Source organism: Marinomonas sp., assembly GCF_965225885.1.
In the GTDB taxonomy this organism is placed as follows: Bacteria; Pseudomonadota; Gammaproteobacteria; order Pseudomonadales; family Marinomonadaceae; genus Marinomonas.
This window is the reverse complement of the sequence record NZ_OZ245329.1, coordinates 367200-385370: the sequence shown is the minus strand read 5'-3', so window position 1 is coordinate 385370 and position 18171 is coordinate 367200. Positions and strand designations below refer to the sequence as shown.

At 44.2% G+C, this 18171-nt stretch carries 8 protein-coding genes and 3 rRNA genes; 8 read left to right on the top strand and 3 right to left on the bottom strand.

The genetic code is table 11. The features are described 5' to 3' along the window. On the top strand, positions 1 to 1230 hold the full coding sequence (serA, locus tag ACO05V_RS01785; RefSeq protein ID WP_421846902.1) for a phosphoglycerate dehydrogenase: 1230 nt from the start codon (positions 1 to 3) through the stop codon (positions 1228 to 1230). A 98-nt stretch (positions 1231 to 1328) separates the two neighbouring features. Here serA and ACO05V_RS01780 read toward each other — a convergent pair whose 3' ends face one another. Next, positions 1329 to 3302, bottom strand: a complete 1974-nt coding sequence (locus ACO05V_RS01780; RefSeq protein WP_421846900.1) for a methyl-accepting chemotaxis protein — start codon at positions 3300 to 3302, stop codon at positions 1329 to 1331. A gap of 352 nt (positions 3303 to 3654) precedes the next feature. Between ACO05V_RS01780 and ACO05V_RS01775 the strand changes: the two genes are divergently transcribed. The 7 genes from ACO05V_RS01775 to rrf all read left to right on the top strand — a co-directional run bounded on the left by ACO05V_RS01775 (position 3655) and on the right by rrf (position 13187). After that, positions 3655 to 4764, top strand: a complete 1110-nt coding sequence (locus tag ACO05V_RS01775) for an extracellular solute-binding protein (RefSeq protein ID WP_421846898.1) — start codon at positions 3655 to 3657, stop codon at positions 4762 to 4764. A gap of 87 nt (positions 4765 to 4851) precedes the next feature. Further along, positions 4852 to 5934, top strand: a complete 1083-nt coding sequence (locus tag ACO05V_RS01770) for an ABC transporter ATP-binding protein (protein WP_421846896.1) — start codon at positions 4852 to 4854, stop codon at positions 5932 to 5934. Further along, positions 5927 to 6814, top strand: a complete 888-nt coding sequence (locus tag ACO05V_RS01765) for an ABC transporter permease (RefSeq protein WP_421846893.1) — start codon at positions 5927 to 5929, stop codon at positions 6812 to 6814. Before ACO05V_RS01770 ends, ACO05V_RS01765 begins: the two co-directional genes overlap by 8 nt. Then, positions 6811 to 7608 (top strand): ABC transporter permease, encoded by a 798-nt coding sequence (locus ACO05V_RS01760; RefSeq protein ID WP_421846891.1) that lies wholly within the window; start codon positions 6811 to 6813, stop codon positions 7606 to 7608. Before ACO05V_RS01765 ends, ACO05V_RS01760 begins: the two co-directional genes overlap by 4 nt. Before the next feature lie 508 nt (positions 7609 to 8116). Further along, a 16S ribosomal RNA gene (locus ACO05V_RS01755) occupies positions 8117 to 9656 on the top strand. Between the two features lie 327 nt (positions 9657 to 9983). Then, a 23S ribosomal RNA gene (locus ACO05V_RS01750) occupies positions 9984 to 12882 on the top strand. A gap of 190 nt (positions 12883 to 13072) precedes the next feature. Then, positions 13073 to 13187 (top strand): 5S ribosomal RNA (gene rrf, locus ACO05V_RS01745). Together the 16S, 23S and 5S rRNA genes form the textbook arrangement of a ribosomal RNA operon. A gap of 1225 nt (positions 13188 to 14412) precedes the next feature. Here rrf and ACO05V_RS01740 read toward each other — a convergent pair. Both ACO05V_RS01740 and ACO05V_RS01735 read right to left on the bottom strand, forming a co-directional pair. Beyond that, on the bottom strand, positions 14413 to 15648 hold the full coding sequence (locus tag ACO05V_RS01740; RefSeq protein ID WP_421846889.1) for a uracil-xanthine permease family protein: 1236 nt from the start codon (positions 15646 to 15648) through the stop codon (positions 14413 to 14415). A gap of 105 nt (positions 15649 to 15753) precedes the next feature. Beyond that, the gene (locus tag ACO05V_RS01735) at positions 15754 to 17958 is read right to left on the bottom strand and encodes an EAL domain-containing protein (RefSeq protein ID WP_421846887.1); all 2205 of its coding nucleotides are present in this window, start codon (positions 17956 to 17958) and stop codon (positions 15754 to 15756) included. Positions 17959 to 18171: the final 213 nt, after the last annotated feature.

Here is an 18171-nt window from a genome sequence, read left to right as displayed (position 1 = left end):
ATGAGTAATAACTCACTAGACAAAGACAAAATCAAAATCTTGTTATTAGAAGGCGTTCATCAATCTGCATTGGATGCATTGCATGACGCAGGCTATACCAACATTGAATATCATAAAACTGCACTAGCAGAAGATGAGTTGATCGAGAAAATCTCGGAAGCGCATTTTATAGGTATTCGATCTCGTACTCAGTTAACAGCGAATGTTTTAGAACATGCGAACAAACTGGTTGCCATTGGTTGTTTCTGCATTGGTACGAACCAAGTAGATCTCGATGCAGCAAGTGAGAAAGGTATTGTTGTCTTCAACGCGCCATACTCCAATACTCGAAGTGTTGCGGAGCTAGTTCTTGGTCAATTAATTCTATTATTTCGAGGCATTCCTGCGAAAAACGCGGCATGTCATCGTGGTGGTTGGATTAAGTCTGCTGCGGGCTCTTTCGAAACTCGTGGTAAGCGTTTGGGTATTATCGGTTACGGCAGCATCGGTACTCAATTGAGCGTTTTGGCTGAATCATTAGGCATGGAAGTATGCTTTTACGATATCGTTACTAAATTACCTCTTGGTAATGCGCGTCAGATTAAGAGCTTGAAAGAATTGCTGTCTACCAGTGACATTATCAGTTTGCATGTGCCAGAAACGAATTCGACTAAAATGATGATTAGCGCGAAAGAAGTGTCTCAAATGAAGAAGGGTTCTATCTTCATTAACGCTTCTCGTGGAACAGTTGCCGATCTAGACGCTGTGGCTGAAGCTATTAAGTCTGGAGATTTAGGTGGCGCAGCCGTCGATGTATTCCCTGTGGAGCCTAAAGGTAACGACGAAGAGTTCGTTTCACCGCTCCGTGGTTTAGACAATGTGATCTTAACGCCTCATATCGGCGGCAGCACAATGGAAGCGCAAGAGAACATCGGTATTGAAGTGGCTGAGAAGCTAATTAAATACTCTGATGTTGGTACTACGACAGCTGCGGTTAACTTCCCAGAAGTGGCATTGCCATCGCAGGCCGATAACCACCGTATTCTTCACATTCATGAAAACCGTCCAGGTGTGCTTTCTAAGATCAACGCGATCTTCTCTGAAAACAACATCAACATTACCGGTCAGTACCTTCGTACAACGGAGAAGCTTGGCTACATGGTAATGGATGTGGATGCAGAAGAGGGCGAATTGGCACTTGAGAAAGTGAAAGAAGTGGAAGGAACGGTTAAAGCGCGCGTTTTGTTCTAAGCTTTTTCTTTGTATTCTAGATGTTAAAAAATCCAGCTGCGGCTGGATTTTTTGTATCTGTTGATTCTTTACTTTAGATAAGACGCTGATCTTGGGAGCTAGTTGATACCCAATGTTGTCGTGATGTCTTGAATCTTCTGTTTGATGTTATGCGTCATGCCAGCCATAAACTCTTCGGACTCGTTAGCTTGTTCTCTTACTTTAACAACAGCGCTATTTAGCTTATTCATACCTAGTTTTTGTTCTGCCGCATAGCCCGTTGCCTTTTTCGCTAAATGGCTCGATTGCTTAGATTTCTCAAGAATATCTTGAGCCGATTGGCCAAGTGCATGGGTCAAATCTATTTGCTCAACTGAGGCTGTTTCAATTAGGTCTATATTCTGGATGAGTTTATCTGTTGCTGATGTGAGCTGTGAAAAGATCTTAGTGATCTCTTCTAGGGATTGTTGGGTTCTTGTAGATAATGTTCTCACTTCGGAGGCAACCACAGCAAAGCCTCGACCATGATCGCCTGCTCGAGCTGCTTCTATGGCAGCATTGAGTGCAAGTAGGTTGGTTTGCTCTGAGATATCTCTGATACCGCTCACAATGGAGGATGCACTGGATACGGATGAGCTTAAACTAGTTAATGCCTTTTTACTGCTATTAAGTCGCTCAACCGTTGTTTGATTAGCAAGAGCTAATGATGCAGCTTGGTTTACACTGTGTGACATGGCTGTATTGGTTTCAGCAGCATAATTTGCCACTTCTTGAGCGCGCACTTCGGCTTTGCTCGCGAGCGTTTCGACTTGGTTTGACATGTTTAGTGTGTCATCCAATTCGTGTCGAGATGCCGTGCTTAATTCATGTACTTGTCCAAAGGCATTTAGCATCTCATTAAGCGAGAGAGAGATGTTGTTTAGTTCAGTATCTCGTTGCTGTCGTTGTACGGCGATTTGTTCTAAGTAACGATTTAAATAATGAGCGACATCTGACAGCTCGTTTTTATTCTTTCCAACTTTAAGGGTATTGATGTTTTGGTGTTCGACTAAGTCTTTCACTGCCGTGTATAAATCCCGAGCACTTTTTACCACGACTCTGTTTTGAAAAATATGCACTGAAATGGTAGTTAAGATCATCAAAATAACGAAGAGAGAAAACGCCATTAACGTTTGTTCTTGAGTGGCTTCAGCGCTTTCCTTAATGTCCTCAGTACCAGCCTTTAAAATTTCTTCAAGTTGACTTATTAGCGATCGAATCTTGTTTTGAGCTGTGACAGCTTGTTGGATATTAATAAGGCTAGAATCAACGTCTTTTAAATAGCGGCTTGACCAAGTATGCAGTTCGCTTTTGGTTTCTTCTAGGGGATCGGCCACTTCCTCCGTGTCTTCTGAGTCGCTTGCCCAGCCCATTAAGGATGATAAATCATCACCAGAATCGGTATCGTTCTTTTCATTTAATGCCAGTATGGGAAGTTGATTAAAATCAGTAATATGAGATTGGAATACTCCAATGGCATCGACTAAACGCTGTTTATTGTCCGCTGTGTTTTTTGCGAGATAGTTGTCTTTGGCATCACTCATATGAGCAAGGTCGGCATATAGCAAAGCTTGGCTAGCTAGGTAAATTGCTGCGGATTGCAGATCATGTTTGGATTGAAATAATGCGACCTTATCAGCCAAAGTATCCAGTGATAATAAGGTTTGCCTTTCATTATTTTCGATCAATGCGTATGGATTGCCAGAGAGTTTTCCTGCCGCTCTAACATCAGATTGGAGGCTCTTTTCTATTTCAGTCAATTGGCCGTTAACAGGGTCTTTGATGGTGTCGGGTAATGCGTTCAATGCGGGACGAATTTTGTTCTCAATAAACTCTTGTGAGTTTTGTAGAGCCGATGCTTCTCCAGTAGATAGGTAGCCTTCTATTTGCTGCTTCAAATCGATAGAAGCGTATGACCATACTTGAGTGTAAGTGTCGCTTTGTTCAAAAGCGTCACTGAATTTCATTAAGCTCCACAACAATAAGGCAACCAGCATTGCAGCAATGACCAAATAGCTCGCTGTTGTAGTTCGTGTTACATGGGATATTTTCAATCCAGCACCTGCTCGAAGATAGACGTTTGTAGGAATACGGCTACAGTAATAGGAATATATGACAAAAATGTGACAAAGCATCTAATAAAAGATTGGAGATAAATCGAGGTTGTTTTAAATAAAGATGTCTAAAAGCGCTGTGTTATTGACTATTAGCGTCATTGTTAGGATCTAAAATAGGGTATCTGTAAAAAAACGTTCATAGTCACTTTTTTGTCATTATTTTGTATTAAATTAGGAGAGTAATTAAATAAGCGTTTAATTAAGAAGTTTTTAAGTGTTGAGATACTTTATAAAAAATGAGACGTTTTTTAACTGTAAAACAAACATATAGAACCAAAGGAGCTCAAGAATGACCCTTTCTCGTCGCCAATTCGTGAAAGGCGCCTCTGTTGCAGGCGCTGTTGCCGCTACACCATTTTCCATTAATAAAGCCATTGCTGCGAACAAAGAGCTACGTATTTATGCGTGGGCTGGTTACATTACTGATGAAATGTTATCGGATTTCAAAGCAAAAACCGGAATCAATGCGACGTTTACACCGTACGGTACAAACGATGAATTGATGAACTCACTGCGCGCTACAGATGGAACTGGCTTCGATATTATTATGCCAACTGTTGACCGTGTTCCTGGTTTTGTTGACTACGATTTGGTGCAGCCTCTTGATGTAAAAAGAGTTAACTGGAAAGGCTGTCTAGATAGTGCTTTGTCTGGCTCTGATGTGGGCGGTGTTGTAAAAGGTAAGCGCTACTTTGCTCCATCTGATTGGGGCACAGAAGCGATTGCTTATAACAAAAATGACGCAAAAATAAGCAAAGAGCTAAGTTATGGTGACCTTTGGTTACCGGAAAATGCTGGTGGCGTTACGGTTCGTGGCCACTCTGCACTGGTTGGTATCGGCCTTTGGTTAGAAAAAGCAGATAAGCTTCCTTTCCCATTGCTAGATTCGTATAAAAACGAAAAAGCCATGCGTGCAAATTTCGATGTAATTTTGAAAGTCGCTGTTGAGCACAAATCTGCTATTGCTCAATATTGGTCGACAGAAAACGAAGCGCAAGGTGCCTTCCGTACAAATGGCGCGACGATTGGCCAAACTTGGGATAGCACTGCATTCAAACTGAAGTCCGAAGGTGAACCTATTGCCTATGGCGCGCCAAAAGAAGGTGCATTAGCATGGATGGAAGGCTTTGTTATTCCGAAAAATGCCAATAATGTAGATTCTGTCTACGAATTCATTAACTGGTATTACACACCAGAAGCAGGCGCAATGTTTGTTAAAGCGACGGGTTATAATTCTACATCGAAAGGTGCGGATGCGTTATTACCAGCAGCAACGAAACAATTCTTCCAAGAATCGTACAGCCAGCAAGATCTTGCTAACCTTTGGTGGTGGCCGATCCAAGAAGCTTGGTATTTATCACTGCGCAACGAATATCAAGACCGTTACCTGTCTGCATAGCTTTGAAAGCCCCTGCGTGCCATTTATGCACAAGGGGCTTTTTTATATCGAAAAATCGTATCGAGAAAAATAATTAGTGAGAGAAAAATGGATAGCAGTGTTCACCTAGATAATACCATCATGCAGTTTGGTGACTTTACCGCCATACAACAAACCGATTTGAAAATTGAATCTGGCGAGTTTTTTAGTTTTTTAGGCCCTTCTGGCTGTGGAAAAACCACGATTCTTAATATGATTAGCGGATTTATCGATCCGACTCAGGGTGACATTAAAATCGGCGGACAGAGTATGCGCGGCGTACCAGCTAATAAGCGCCCAACCTCGATGATTTTTCAAAACCTCGCACTTTTTCCTCTGATGACAGTGGCCGAAAATATTGAGTTCGGCCTCGAGGTTCGCGGCGTTTCGAAAAGTGAGCGCAAGAAAGCATCGGATCGCTTGCTTGAATTGGTTGCCTTGGAAGGCAGTGGGACAAAGAAAGTCTCAGAACTTTCTGGAGGGCAAAAACAGCGTATTGCCATTGCTCGTGCCTTGGCTGTTGAGCCGCAAGTATTGTTGCTCGATGAGCCATTGTCGGCGCTAGATTTAAAATTACGCCAACATATGCGCACCGAATTAAAAGCCATACAGCGTAAAACGGGCATTACCTTCATCTATATAACCCACGACCAAGGCGAAGCTTTGACTATGTCGGATAGAGTCGCGGTTATGTCGGCGGGACGAATTCAGCAAGTAGCAGACCCTATTACGTTATATCGCGATCCTCATACTGCTTTTGTTGCCTCGTTTGTTGGCGAAAATAACGGTGTTCAAGGTAAAGTGGTGGAATCTGGTTCTGATTTTACGGTATTGGACTGCGGCCCATTGGGAAAGTTAGTCGGGCGCTCTCAAAGCAATATTAATATCGGTGACGAAGCGACTCTTTTCATTCGACCTGAACATTTCCGGCTTCAAGCGGAAAATGGTATGCATACGCTAAAAGCCATTATTGATGAAGTGAACTTTGAAGGTGCATATTTAACGTTGAACGCTAATACGCCAGCAAATCAAGCTTTGTCTATTCAGCTTGGTACTCATCAGTTTTCTGAATCGTTGAAAAAAGGTGCACCTGTAAGTCTTTCTTATAATGAGCAAGATGCCATTGTTATTGGTGGAGGCGGTCATGTTTAGTCAACTGAGGGCGAGATTTGGCAGTGGCTTAGCGGTTGGCGTCCTCGGTATGATTACTATCTGGCTTATTGCTTTAGTAATTTTGCCGCAGCTCTTGATGGTTGACTATTCTCTGCGCCCAAGCTTGTTGCCCGCTGACATTGGTGGTCCCAAAGATATTTATTCGTTAGAGAATTATCAAACGTTTTTTAGAAACCAGATTCACCTTAAGATCTTCTTTAAAACCATCTGGTCTAGTGTGCTGGTAACAGGATTAACGTTGTTGGTTAGCTATCCAATTGCTTTTTATCTGGCAAAAGTCGCCACACCTCAGAAAGCGGCTTTATGTTTGCTCCTATTGATCATTCCATTTTGGATTAATGAAATTCTGCGTACGTTTTCTTGGTACATCATTCTTGCCTATAAAGGACCGCTGAATGCTTTGTTGTTGGGGTTGGGTTTTATTGATCGTCCAATACGATTCTTATCGGGTGATGGTGGCGTACTGATCGGTATGGTTTATGCTTATATTTTGTTCATGATTTTTCCTATTTATAATGCCATCGAAAGTTTGGATACCAATCAAATTAAAGCCGCGCGTAATTTGGGCGCAGGATGGATTCGTACACATTGGCGAGTGGTTATTCCACATGCTAAGCCGGGGATTGCAACGGGTTGCATTATGACCTTTATGTTGGCAGCGGGAAGTTACGCTGTTCCAGCATTATTAGGTTCTCCCGGTAGCCGTTGGTTTACTCAAATTATATATAATTGGTTTTTTGAAGGTGGAGATTGGAACCAAGGCGCGGCGTATGCATTCTTGTTGTTAGTGATCTGTATTGGTTTTATTGCCTTAGTGATGCGTGTCTTTAAAGTCGGTTTGGGGGACATAGCAAAATGAAATCTGAAACTATTATGCGATTCGCTGTGCGCTTTTATATTGGCGTATTTTTTGTCTACTTATTCACTCCGCTCATAATTATGGGCTTAGCAACTTTTAACGACAGCCGTTTCCCTACTGTTTCTCCTTGGAAAGGCGCAACGTTTAAATGGTTTGAGGCGCTCGCTCAAGATGGTGCTATGTGGAATGCATTGTGGACAAGTATTGTCGTAGCGGCTGGTGTTTTAGTAGTTGCTGTACCGATTGGTATTTGTTGCGCGTTGTTTTTATCCACTGTACAAGGCAAAGGGAAGACTTTTATTTATACCTTGATGATGTCGCCTTTATTAACACCGGGTGTGATTGTGGGTATTTCAACGCTGATCTTTTGGAAGGGATTGTCTGTGAGTGGAGGTGTCTTTCTAACCGTCGTTGCGCAAACCACCTTTATTGCAGCTTATGTCATGTTGATGGTGTTAGCTCGGTTGCAGCGATTCGATCGTACGCTTGAAAATGCAGCGTTAAGTTTGGGGGCAACTCAATGGCAAGCGTTCCGACGTATTCTTTTGCCTTATTTAAAGCCAGCTATTATTTCAGCGGCAGCAATTGCGTTTTTGCAATCGTTTGAAAACTACAACACAACCTTGTTTGTTAAAGGTTACGACACAACCTTGACTGTTTATATCGCATCTAAAGTGAGAACGGGTTTAACTCCAGCGGTAAATGCTCTGGGGTTGGTGATGATTTCTATTACTATCCTGTTAGCGATTGTTTATGAAGTAAAACGTCGTCGAGAACTTTCGGCCAGTTCATAACAAAATAGATTGATGTATTTGAAATAGAAAGGCCATTATTTGTACAAATAATGGCCTTTCTCGTGTCCTTTGATCACTGCGTAATCAGTTTTTGAGGATGAAGCAAATAAATATGACAAAATGATAAAAAACCTCAAAAAAGGGTTGCAAAAAATCTGTAGATCCTTAATATACGCCCTCGCTGACACGGACAAGGCTTCAGAGCAACGAAGACCAAGTTCAACTGATTAGGTTGTTACCTGATTGGTGATTCAAGTTAGCACGCTCTTTAAAATAGATAATCAGATAATTTGTGTGGGCGCTCGCTGGAGGCTTCAGAAGATTGTCCGGATTAGTTTTTGACTGGTTCGAGATGATCAAAAAAATTGAAGTCTTGCGAAACGTCTAACACGTCAATTCGCTTTATGTTGTTTTGTTATCTTTCGGGGTGATGAAATGATTAAGTTATTGTTAGTGTAATAGATTTTGAGCAGGCAAACTTTTACTTTTAAGTATGAGTTTAAAAATTAAACTGAAGAGTTTGATCATGGCTCAGATTGAACGCTGGCGGCAGGCTTAACACATGCAAGTCGAGCGGTAACAGGGGAGCTTGCTCCTGCTGACGAGCGGCGGACGGGTGAGTAACGCGTAGGAATCTGCCTAGTAGAGGGGGACAACATGTGGAAACGCATGCTAATACCGCATACGCCCTAAGGGGGAAAGGAGGGGACTCTTCGGAGCCTTCCGCTATTAGATGAGCCTGCGTAAGATTAGCTAGTTGGTAGGGTAAAGGCCTACCAAGGCGACGATCTTTAACTGGTCTGAGAGGATGGCCAGTCACACTGGGACTGAGACACGGCCCAGACTCCTACGGGAGGCAGCAGTGGGGAATATTGGACAATGGGCGCAAGCCTGATCCAGCCATGCCGCGTGTGTGAAGAAGGCCTTAGGGTTGTAAAGCACTTTCAGGGGTGAGGAAGGGTAACTAGTTAATACCTAGTTATTTTGACGTTAGCCCCAGAAGAAGCACCGGCTAACTCTGTGCCAGCAGCCGCGGTAATACAGAGGGTGCAAGCGTTAATCGGAATTACTGGGCGTAAAGCGCGCGTAGGTGGTTTGTTAAGTCGGATGTGAAATCCCAGGGCTCAACCTTGGAATTGCACCCGATACTGGCAGGCTAGAGTATGGTAGAGGGGTGTGGAATTTCCTGTGTAGCGGTGAAATGCGTAGATATAGGAAGGAACATCAGTGGCGAAGGCGACACCCTGGACTAATACTGACACTGAGGTGCGAAAGCGTGGGGAGCAAACAGGATTAGATACCCTGGTAGTCCACGCCGTAAACGATGTCTACTAGCCGTTGGGTTGTAATGACTTAGTGGCGCAGCTAACGCAATAAGTAGACCGCCTGGGGAGTACGGCCGCAAGGTTAAAACTCAAATGAATTGACGGGGGCCCGCACAAGCGGTGGAGCATGTGGTTTAATTCGACGCAACGCGAAGAACCTTACCTACTCTTGACATCCAGTGAATCCAGAAGAGATTTTGGAGTGCCTTCGGGAACACTGAGACAGGTGCTGCATGGCTGTCGTCAGCTCGTGTTGTGAAATGTTGGGTTAAGTCCCGTAACGAGCGCAACCCTTATCCTTATTTGCCAGCACTTCGGGTGGGAACTTTAAGGAGACTGCCGGTGACAAACCGGAGGAAGGTGGGGACGACGTCAAGTCATCATGGCCCTTACGAGTAGGGCTACACACGTGCTACAATGGCGTATACAGAGGGCTGCGAGCTAGCGATAGTGAGCGAATCCCAGAAAGTACGTCGTAGTCCGGATTGGAGTCTGCAACTCGACTCCATGAAGTCGGAATCGCTAGTAATCGTGGATCAGAATGCCACGGTGAATACGTTCCCGGGCCTTGTACACACCGCCCGTCACACCATGGGAGTTGATTGCTCCAGAAGTAGCTAGCTTAACCCTTCGGGGATGGCGGTTACCACGGAGTGGTCAATGACTGGGGTGAAGTCGTAACAAGGTAGCCCTAGGGGAACCTGGGGCTGGATCACCTCCTTAAACGATAGAAACCTCTGGTGAGCGTTCACACAAATTATCTGATACCTATCTTAAAAGCATTAGCACAGAGTTCTAAGCAAGAGGTTTGAATGGTTTAACCATCAAGCATCTGACTTAGTGCTTTGCACTAAACTTGCTCTTTAACAATTCGAATTTTGAAATAACGATGAATCAAGCGTTAAACCGGTGGAAGTTTACTTGCTCTTATTCTTTAAGGATAACAGCTTAGTGACTTCTATTATCGTAAATCCAGAGGGGTACAAAAGCCCTTTGGTATGTGATTCTTAATATTACACTCTTTTGAGTGGAAACTATTTTGGGTTATATGGTCAAGTGACCAAGCGTGCACGGTGGATGCCTTGGCAGTCAGAGGCGATGAAGGACGTGGTAATCTGCGAAAAGGTTCGGGGAGTCGATAAACAGGCTTTGATCCGAACATGTCCGAATGGGGAAACCCACTCTACTTGTAGAGTATCCCACAGTGAATACATAGCTGTGTGGAGGCGAACCCGGGGAACTGAAACATCTAAGTACCCGGAGGAAAAGAAATCAACCGAGATTCCCTAAGTAGCGGCGAGCGAAAGGGGATTAGCCCTTAAGTGGTTTTGGTGTTAGTAGAAGGCTCTGGAAAGTGCCGCGATAGAGGGTGATAGCCCCGTATACGAAAACACCCTAATCATGAAAACGAGTAGGACGGGACACGTGTTATCCTGTCTGAATATGGGGGGACCATCCTCCAAGGCTAAATACTCCTGACTGACCGATAGTGAACCAGTACCGTGAGGGAAAGGCGAAAAGAACCCCTGTGAGGGGAGTGAAATAGATCCTGAAACCGTGTACGTACAAGCAGTGGGAGCGGACTTGTTCCGTGACTGCGTACCTTTTGTATAATGGGTCAACGACTTATTTTCAGTAGCAAGGTTAAGCATGTAGTGGAGCCGTAGGGAAACCGAGTCTTAATAGGGCGTTTAGTTGCTGGGAATAGACCCGAAACCGGGCGATCTATCCATGAGCAGGTTGAAGGTTGAGTAACATCAACTGGAGGACCGAACCCACATCCGTTGAAAAGGCTGGGGATGACTTGTGGATAGGAGTGAAAGGCTAATCAAGCTCGGAGATAGCTGGTTCTCCTCGAAAGCTATTTAGGTAGCGCCTCGTATCTCACCATTGGGGGTAGAGCACTGTTTGGGCTAGGGGGTCATCCCGACTTACCAACCCCATGCAAACTCCGAATACCAATGAGTGCAATTACGGGAGACACACGGCGGGTGCTAACGTCCGTCGTGGAAAGGGAAACAACCCAGACCGTCAGCTAAGGTCCCAAAGTTACAGTTAAGTGGGAAACGATGTGGGAAGGCTTAGACAGCTAGGAGGTTGGCTTAGAAGCAGCCATCCTTTAAAGAAAGCGTAATAGCTCACTAGTCGAGTCGGCCTGCGCGGAAGATATAACGGGGCTCAAACTGTACACCGAAGCTACGGATGCTTAATTTATTAGGCATGGTAGAGGAGCGTTCTGTAAGCCGTTGAAGGTCAAGCTGTAAGGCAGGCTGGAGGTATCAGAAGTGCGAATGTTGACATGAGTAACGATAAGGGGAGTGAAAAACTCCCCCGCCGGAAGACCAAGGTTTCCTGTCCCATGTTAATCAGGGCAGGGTGAGTCGGCCCCTAAGGCGAGGCAGAAATGCGTAGTCGATGGGAAACAGGTTAATATTCCTGTACCGATGTATATTGCGATGGAGAGACGGAGAAGGCTAGGCCAGCACAGCGATGGTTGTCTGTGTTTAAGGCGGTAGGCAAGTGACTTAGGCAAATCCGGGTCACTCTTTAAGAGAGAATGCCGAGAACTGATGACGAACCCTCTTTTGGGTGAAGTGGTTGATGCCATGCTTCCAGGAAAAACTTCTAAGCTTCAGATATACATTGACCGTACCCCAAACCGACACAGGTGGTCAGGTAGAGAATACCAAGGCGCTTGAGAGAACTCGGGTGAAGGAACTAGGCAAAATGGTACCGTAACTTCGGGAGAAGGTACGCCGGCCGGTGTGAAGGACTTGCTCCGTAAGCACTAGTCGGTCGAAGATACCAGGTGGCTGCGACTGTTTATTAAAAACACAGCACTCTGCAAACACGAAAGTGGACGTATAGGGTGTGACGCCTGCCCGGTGCTTGAAGGTTAATTGATGGGGTTAGCGCAAGCGAAGCTCTTGATCGAAGCCCAAGTAAACGGCGGCCGTAACTATAACGGTCCTAAGGTAGCGAAATTCCTTGTCGGGTAAGTTCCGACCTGCACGAATGGCGTAACGATGGCCACACTGTCTCCACCCGAGACTCAGTGAAATTGAAATCGCAGTGAAGATGCTGTGTATCCGCGGCTAGACGGAAAGACCCCGTGAACCTTTACTATAGCTTCACAGTGAACTTTGAACCTACTTGTGTAGGATAGGTGGGAGGCTTTGAAGCGCAGACGCTAGTTTGCGTGGAGCCACTCTTGAAATACCACCCTGGTATGTTTGAGGTTCTAACTCAGGTCCCTAATCGGGATCGAGGACACTGTGTGGTGGGTAGTTTGACTGGGGCGGTCTCCTCCCAAAGAGTAACGGAGGAGCACGAAGGTGTGCTCAGCATGGTCGGAAATCATGCATAGAGTGTAAAGGCAAAAGCACGCTTAACTGCGAGACAGACACGTCGAGCAGGTACGAAAGTAGGTCTTAGTGATCCGGTGGTTCTGTATGGAAGGGCCATCGCTCAACGGATAAAAGGTACTCCGGGGATAACAGGCTGATACCGCCCAAGAGTTCACATCGACGGCGGTGTTTGGCACCTCGATGTCGGCTCATCACATCCTGGGGCTGAAGCCGGTCCCAAGGGTATGGCTGTTCGCCATTTAAAGTGGTACGCGAGCTGGGTTTAGAACGTCGTGAGACAGTTCGGTCCCTATCTGCCGTGGACGTTTGAGATTTGAGAGGAGCTGCTCCTAGTACGAGAGGACCGGAGTGGACGAACCTCTGGTGTTCCGGTTGTCACGCCAGTGGCATTGCCGGGTAGCTATGTTCGGACGGGATAACCGCTGAAAGCATCTAAGCGGGAAGCCTCCCTTAAGATAAGATCTCACTGGAACTTAAGTTCCCTAAAGAGCCGTTCGAGACTAGGACGTTGATAGGTTGGGTGTGTAAGTGCTGTGAGGCATTGAGCTAACCAATACTAATTGCTCGTGAGGCTTGACCATATAACACCAAAGTGGTTTTAACGAAAACGTTAAAAAGACACATAATACGATCCGGTTTAATACTTGATACACGTTATTTCAAAACAGAATTGTTAAAGATCCAAGCACGTATTCGCGTGTTTTGAGACGAGCTAACCCTAACAAGTCAGCGCACAACACAGTGCACCTCAGAACAAACGCAACAGAATTGCTTGACGATCATAGAGGCGTTGAACCACCTGATCCCATCCCGAACTCAGAAGTGAAAAGCGCCATCGCCGATGGTAGTGTGGGAGATCCCATGTGAGAGTAGGTCGTCGTCAAGCTTTAAAATGAAAAGAACCTCGTCCTGCGAAGCAGGGCGGGGTTTTTTCGTCTTGGAACCACGTCACCTAGCTCTTTACTACCTTTGGATCCATGTGATTACACCATGTTCCGAAGGAACCAGTGGAAGACATCCATAGGATGCCCGAAGGGGATGAAGCGAAGCTTCAGATCATTGAAGGTCGTCGCCTTGATAACACTTCAAGAGTGTAAGTATCAGCTGCCAGGGTTTTTTTCTTCGTCTGAAGAAAAGTCAGAAAATAAAAATGGGGGAGTAAACCTCCATGAAATTGGGAACGCCACGTGACTCCTATAAAGGTACACGCTCGTCATTCCTGCGAAGACAGGAATCTAGCTCTTCTTAATGCTGACTAAGTAGCTCTGTGCTACCTCACCTTGCCATTCAATTTGCTTGCGCCTGTTTCGCAGGCTCAACACGTCTACGCGAATCTAATACCAAGTTCAGAAGTGATTATTTATTCGCCGTCGGTGCTCGCCATCGCAATAGCTCCAAGGTTATAAAGAAAACCTCTGTGAGAGCATCTACGTGATTTTAGGTCGAGAAGGTCGAACCTTATAGCACTGTCACCACCAAGAAGTGTCGCTCACCTTGGTATTCGATTTGATTGTATCTGTTCAGTAATCCAACGCGAGGCCAATATTGGTGTCGTTAGCGTTGCAGCTGGTTTGTTTTTTTTACTGGCTTACCTTTTCCGCTGGGCAAGCGAGAATAGATTATTTTACAATCTGCAGGAACATCAATAGACGTCGCTTATAGTAATTCTTATTCTATGTTTTGCTTTAAGGGTAGGCCGTATTGTGGGGGAATTCAGATCGGTTTTAAAGTGCCAAGCTTTTGGTTGAGCTTTCGTGCTATAAATTTGTTGTTTACTTGTGTTGCCGAAGAAGTGTTTTCTAGGCTTTCTGCAAGGAGTGTTATCAAATTGATTGGACGGCAAGCTTTCTCTATTAATTGTCCCATATTTTCAGCGTTAAATTTTTGACCTAGCTGATATTACAGGTGTAGCAGTAGGGTTGACAGTCTTTTCCATCGGACTAAGATAATGGAATGGTCAATTCTATGTCATTTTATGTTGAACGTTTTGCATCTATTCTTATTTACCTATCCGATGCTTAATTAACTTATTTTTCTAGAAGAGCTTGTAGCTTACTACAAAAAAAAGCGGCTCTGAATGGGCCGCTTCCGTTTAACTATTTATGAAAGTATTAATCTTCCATTTGTGCTTTGTCGACGATGTGATTATCACCGATGTCTTTCGGTAGTATTAAATTCAATATGATCGCGACGATGCCACACAGGCTGATGCCTTGAAGGCTGAACTCACCAATACCAAAAGCCATACCACCGATACCAAATACTAGAGTTACACCAACGATGATTAGGTTTCGTGACTTATGAAGGTCGACTTGATTCTTAATCAGGGTATTTAGTCCTACCGCGGCAATTGAGCCAAACAATAGAATCATGATGCCACCCATGACAGGGAGGGGGATCGTTTGCAGCGCAGCGCCTAATTTACCAACCCAAGCAAGAACAATGGCGGCAATGGCGGCCCATGTCATGATGACAGGGTTGAATGCTTTGGTCAGCATCACTGCACCGGTGACTTCGCTGTAAGTTGTATTCGGTGGCGCGCCGACCATAGCCGCTGCCATGGTTGCGATGCCATCGCCAGCAATAGTGCGATGTAAACCCGGCTTTTTAAGGTAGTCTTTTCCTGTGACATTGGAGATAGATAGAATGTCACCTACGTGTTCAACCGCTGGAGCAATGGCAACAGGTAACATAAACAATATCGCGTTAATGTTAAATTCTGGTGCGGTAAAGTTTGGCATAGCAAACCATGCTGCATTGTATATAGGGTCGAAATTGACTATGCCAAAGAATAAACTCAGGGCATAACCAACGATAATACCGCCAAAAACAGGTAGTAATCTGAAAAGGCCTTTTGCGAACACGCTAACTAGGATCGTAGTAAGCAAAGAGGCAAGGGCAATCCAAATGGAAATATTGGCATCAATGGCTTGTACGCTACCCGCTTTCCCAAGCGCCATGTTGACCGCAACTGGCGCTAGACCAAGACCGATCACCATGATGATTGGACCGATTACTACAGGCGGTAATAGAGCGTGAATGAAGCCAGCACCTTTGAGTCGGATAACCCCACCAAGAACGACATAGACAAAACCTGCTGCTATCAAACCGCCCATGGTGGCTGGAATGCCCCATGTTTGAACGCCGTACATAATTGGCGCAATGAAAGCAAAAGAAGAGGCGAGAAAGATGGGAACTGTGCGGCGTGTGGTTAATTGAAATAAAAGTGTGCCGACACCCGCGCCAAAAAGCGCGACGTTAGGATCAAGTCCTGTTAAGAGTGGAACGAGTACTAAAGCACCAAATGCAACAAACAACATTTGGATGCCTAAGACGGCATTTTTCATAGGTAAAATCCTTGGATGATTTGAATGAAGGGATTTTATAGGCAAGTTGACACAAGCGCCAGAAAGGTAACGGGTTTGTTGAAGGCTTCAAGTGATTTTTGTTTATTAGTGCTCGTCTTGGCTGACAATAAGATTCTGCTTTTTTTGTAAGAAACCTATTTTGAACTCTTCTGCTGGAATTGGCTGACTGATGTAATAGCCCTGAATATCGTTACAACCAATATTTTTGAGCATGTCTAGTTGTGCTTCTGTCTCAACACCTTCTGCTATTGTGGTCATGCCTAGTTGTTGCGCGAGTAGAATAATGGTGCCAACTATGACTTGATCATTGGTGTTAGTGTTCATGTTACGCACAAAAGATTGATCTATTTTTAGTTTGTAGACAGGAAAACGTTGTAGATAACTCAGAGAGGAATAGCCTGTACCAAAGTCGTCAATGGATGTATGAATACCAAGCTTCTGCAATGATTCTAGTATTGTTATTGTGTGTTCAGGGTCTTTTATCGCAATGCGCTCGGTGAGTTCAAGCTCTAAGTATTTTGTCGGTATTGCGTATTCTTTGAGTATGTCCTCGATAATAGTGGGAAGGTCATTTACTTGAAACTGAGCATAAGATAGGTTTACCGCAATTCTTACTGGTGTAATGCCTTCTTCTAACCATTGTTTTAGTTGACGAGCTGTTTCTCGTAGCACCCATTCGCCTATAGCTAAAATTTGCCCACTCTCTTCTGCAAGAGGAATAAACTCAGCAGGGCTAATTTGCCCTAAGTCTTGGCTATGCCATCGAATGAGTGCTTCTGCACCTATTAATTTTCCAGTGCTGAGCGATATTTGTGGCTGGTAGTGTAAGGAAAACTCTTCGCGTTCTAAGGCGTCATGGAGGGCGTTACCTAATGTAAGTGCTCGTGTTGAGATAGCTTGCATCTCTTCTGTAAAAAAAGCGTATCGATTTCTGCCTGTATGCTTTGCATGATACATAGCTGCATCTGCTCGCTGATATAAGGTGTCGAAGTCTTCCCCGTGCCGTGGGTATAAACTCACTCCTATAGACGGAGTGATAAAAAACTGATGCTGGTCGATAGTATAACGTGCGGACAAAGCCTCTTTGATTGTGTAGGTTTTTTCGATTAAACATTCCTCATTTTCTGCAGGTAGAAGAATAATGAATTCGTCACCGCCTTGTCGTGCAACGTACCCAATATTATTAACTAAAGTACGCATTCTGTCTGCAACGGCTAGTAGTAACAGGTCTCCTATGCAATGACCAAGCGTGTCGTTTACGTTTTTAAAATGATCTAAATCGATGAATAGTAGTGCTATTTTGGTATTAGGTTTGATGATTTGATGGAATGTCTTATTGAGTGCGACTCTATTAGGGAGTTTGGTGAGTGAGTCGTGGTGTGCTAGCCACTCAACCTGATCATGTGCTTTTTGGATTTCATCAATATCAATTCTTACACCCAACATGCGTGCTGGCTTATCTTCTTGATCAAATTCGGTCACGATACAGCGTACACCTATCCACCGATAGTGGCCGTTTATGTGTCTTATCCGAGCTTGATATTTGTAGTAATTTGGCCCCTTTGCGCTGGTTAAGATGCTGTTTATGGTGTCTAACACATGTCGGCGATCTTCAGGGTGTATTTTTTCCAATTCAGCTTTTCTGTCAGCGATACCTTCGACGGGAGTATAGCCGAGCATAGTGAAATAGGAAGGAGTGGCAAACCAGATATCTTTGCTGACATCCCATTCCCAAATACCTACCTTGGTTAATTTTAACGCTTCGTTCACTCGGATTTCAGCATTGATAAGTTCGTTTTCCCTTTCTTTAAATGGCGTTATTTTTTGCGCATAACCAACGGATGAAAAGAGTTGGTTACCAATGTCGTATACGCGCGCGATGCTGATTTGAAAATAATCAAAGTCGCCACAGGGTAAGCAAACATATTTTTCTATTGTTCCTGTTGCTTCATTTGACGTAATGGTAGGGATAATTTTTTGAGTAAGTTGAGCGTGGTGAGATTGAATGTTTTCATCTGCATAACCGATTATATCTGCCTTTGATAGCCCAATAAGTTGCTCAAATGCGGGGTTGCAATAGGTGTAAGTTTGGTCTTTGTCTTTGATCCATATAGGATCGGAAAGCGTGTCGAGTGATGATGTTAATTGGTAATTATCGATTTTAGATCGTTCAAGCTTTTGAAGAATAATGTGATTTTCTGTTTTTATCTTTATGTGAATGTATATAAACATGAGTAAAAAACATAAAGCTAAGCAATAGCCTAATATTGTTACCCAAGGATATGTCATTACTTTTCACCTTAATTTTTTAGCTATGCACAAATGAAAAAATAGAGCGAGTGGTTGTTATATAAACGCCATCATTATGTATTTCGTGATCACTATTTTAATCTGAATTTGGCTTTTCGGCTGTATGACATATGATGCCACTCTGTATTGTTATGTAATTAACTTAGTCTATTTTGCTAACTAAGGTTGCTTTCCTTACTACGAAAATACAAC

Bases quoted from the DNA above. Each gene is read 5' to 3' on its own strand.
- serA (WP_421846902.1), top strand. From the start codon at position 1: ATGAGTAATAACTCACTAGACAAAGACAAAATCAAAATCTTGTTATTA.
- ACO05V_RS01775 (WP_421846898.1), top strand. From the start codon at position 3,655: ATGACCCTTTCTCGTCGCCAATTCGTGAAAGGCGCCTCTGTTGCAGGC.
- ACO05V_RS01770 (WP_421846896.1), top strand. From the start codon at position 4,852: ATGGATAGCAGTGTTCACCTAGATAATACCATCATGCAGTTTGGTGAC.
- ACO05V_RS01765 (WP_421846893.1), top strand. From the start codon at position 5,927: ATGTTTAGTCAACTGAGGGCGAGATTTGGCAGTGGCTTAGCGGTTGGC.
- ACO05V_RS01760 (WP_421846891.1), top strand. From the start codon at position 6,811: ATGAAATCTGAAACTATTATGCGATTCGCTGTGCGCTTTTATATTGGC.
- ACO05V_RS01740 (WP_421846889.1), bottom strand. From the start codon at position 15,648: ATGAAAAATGCCGTCTTAGGCATCCAAATGTTGTTTGTTGCATTTGGT.
- ACO05V_RS01735 (WP_421846887.1), bottom strand. From the start codon at position 17,958: ATGACATATCCTTGGGTAACAATATTAGGCTATTGCTTAGCTTTATGT.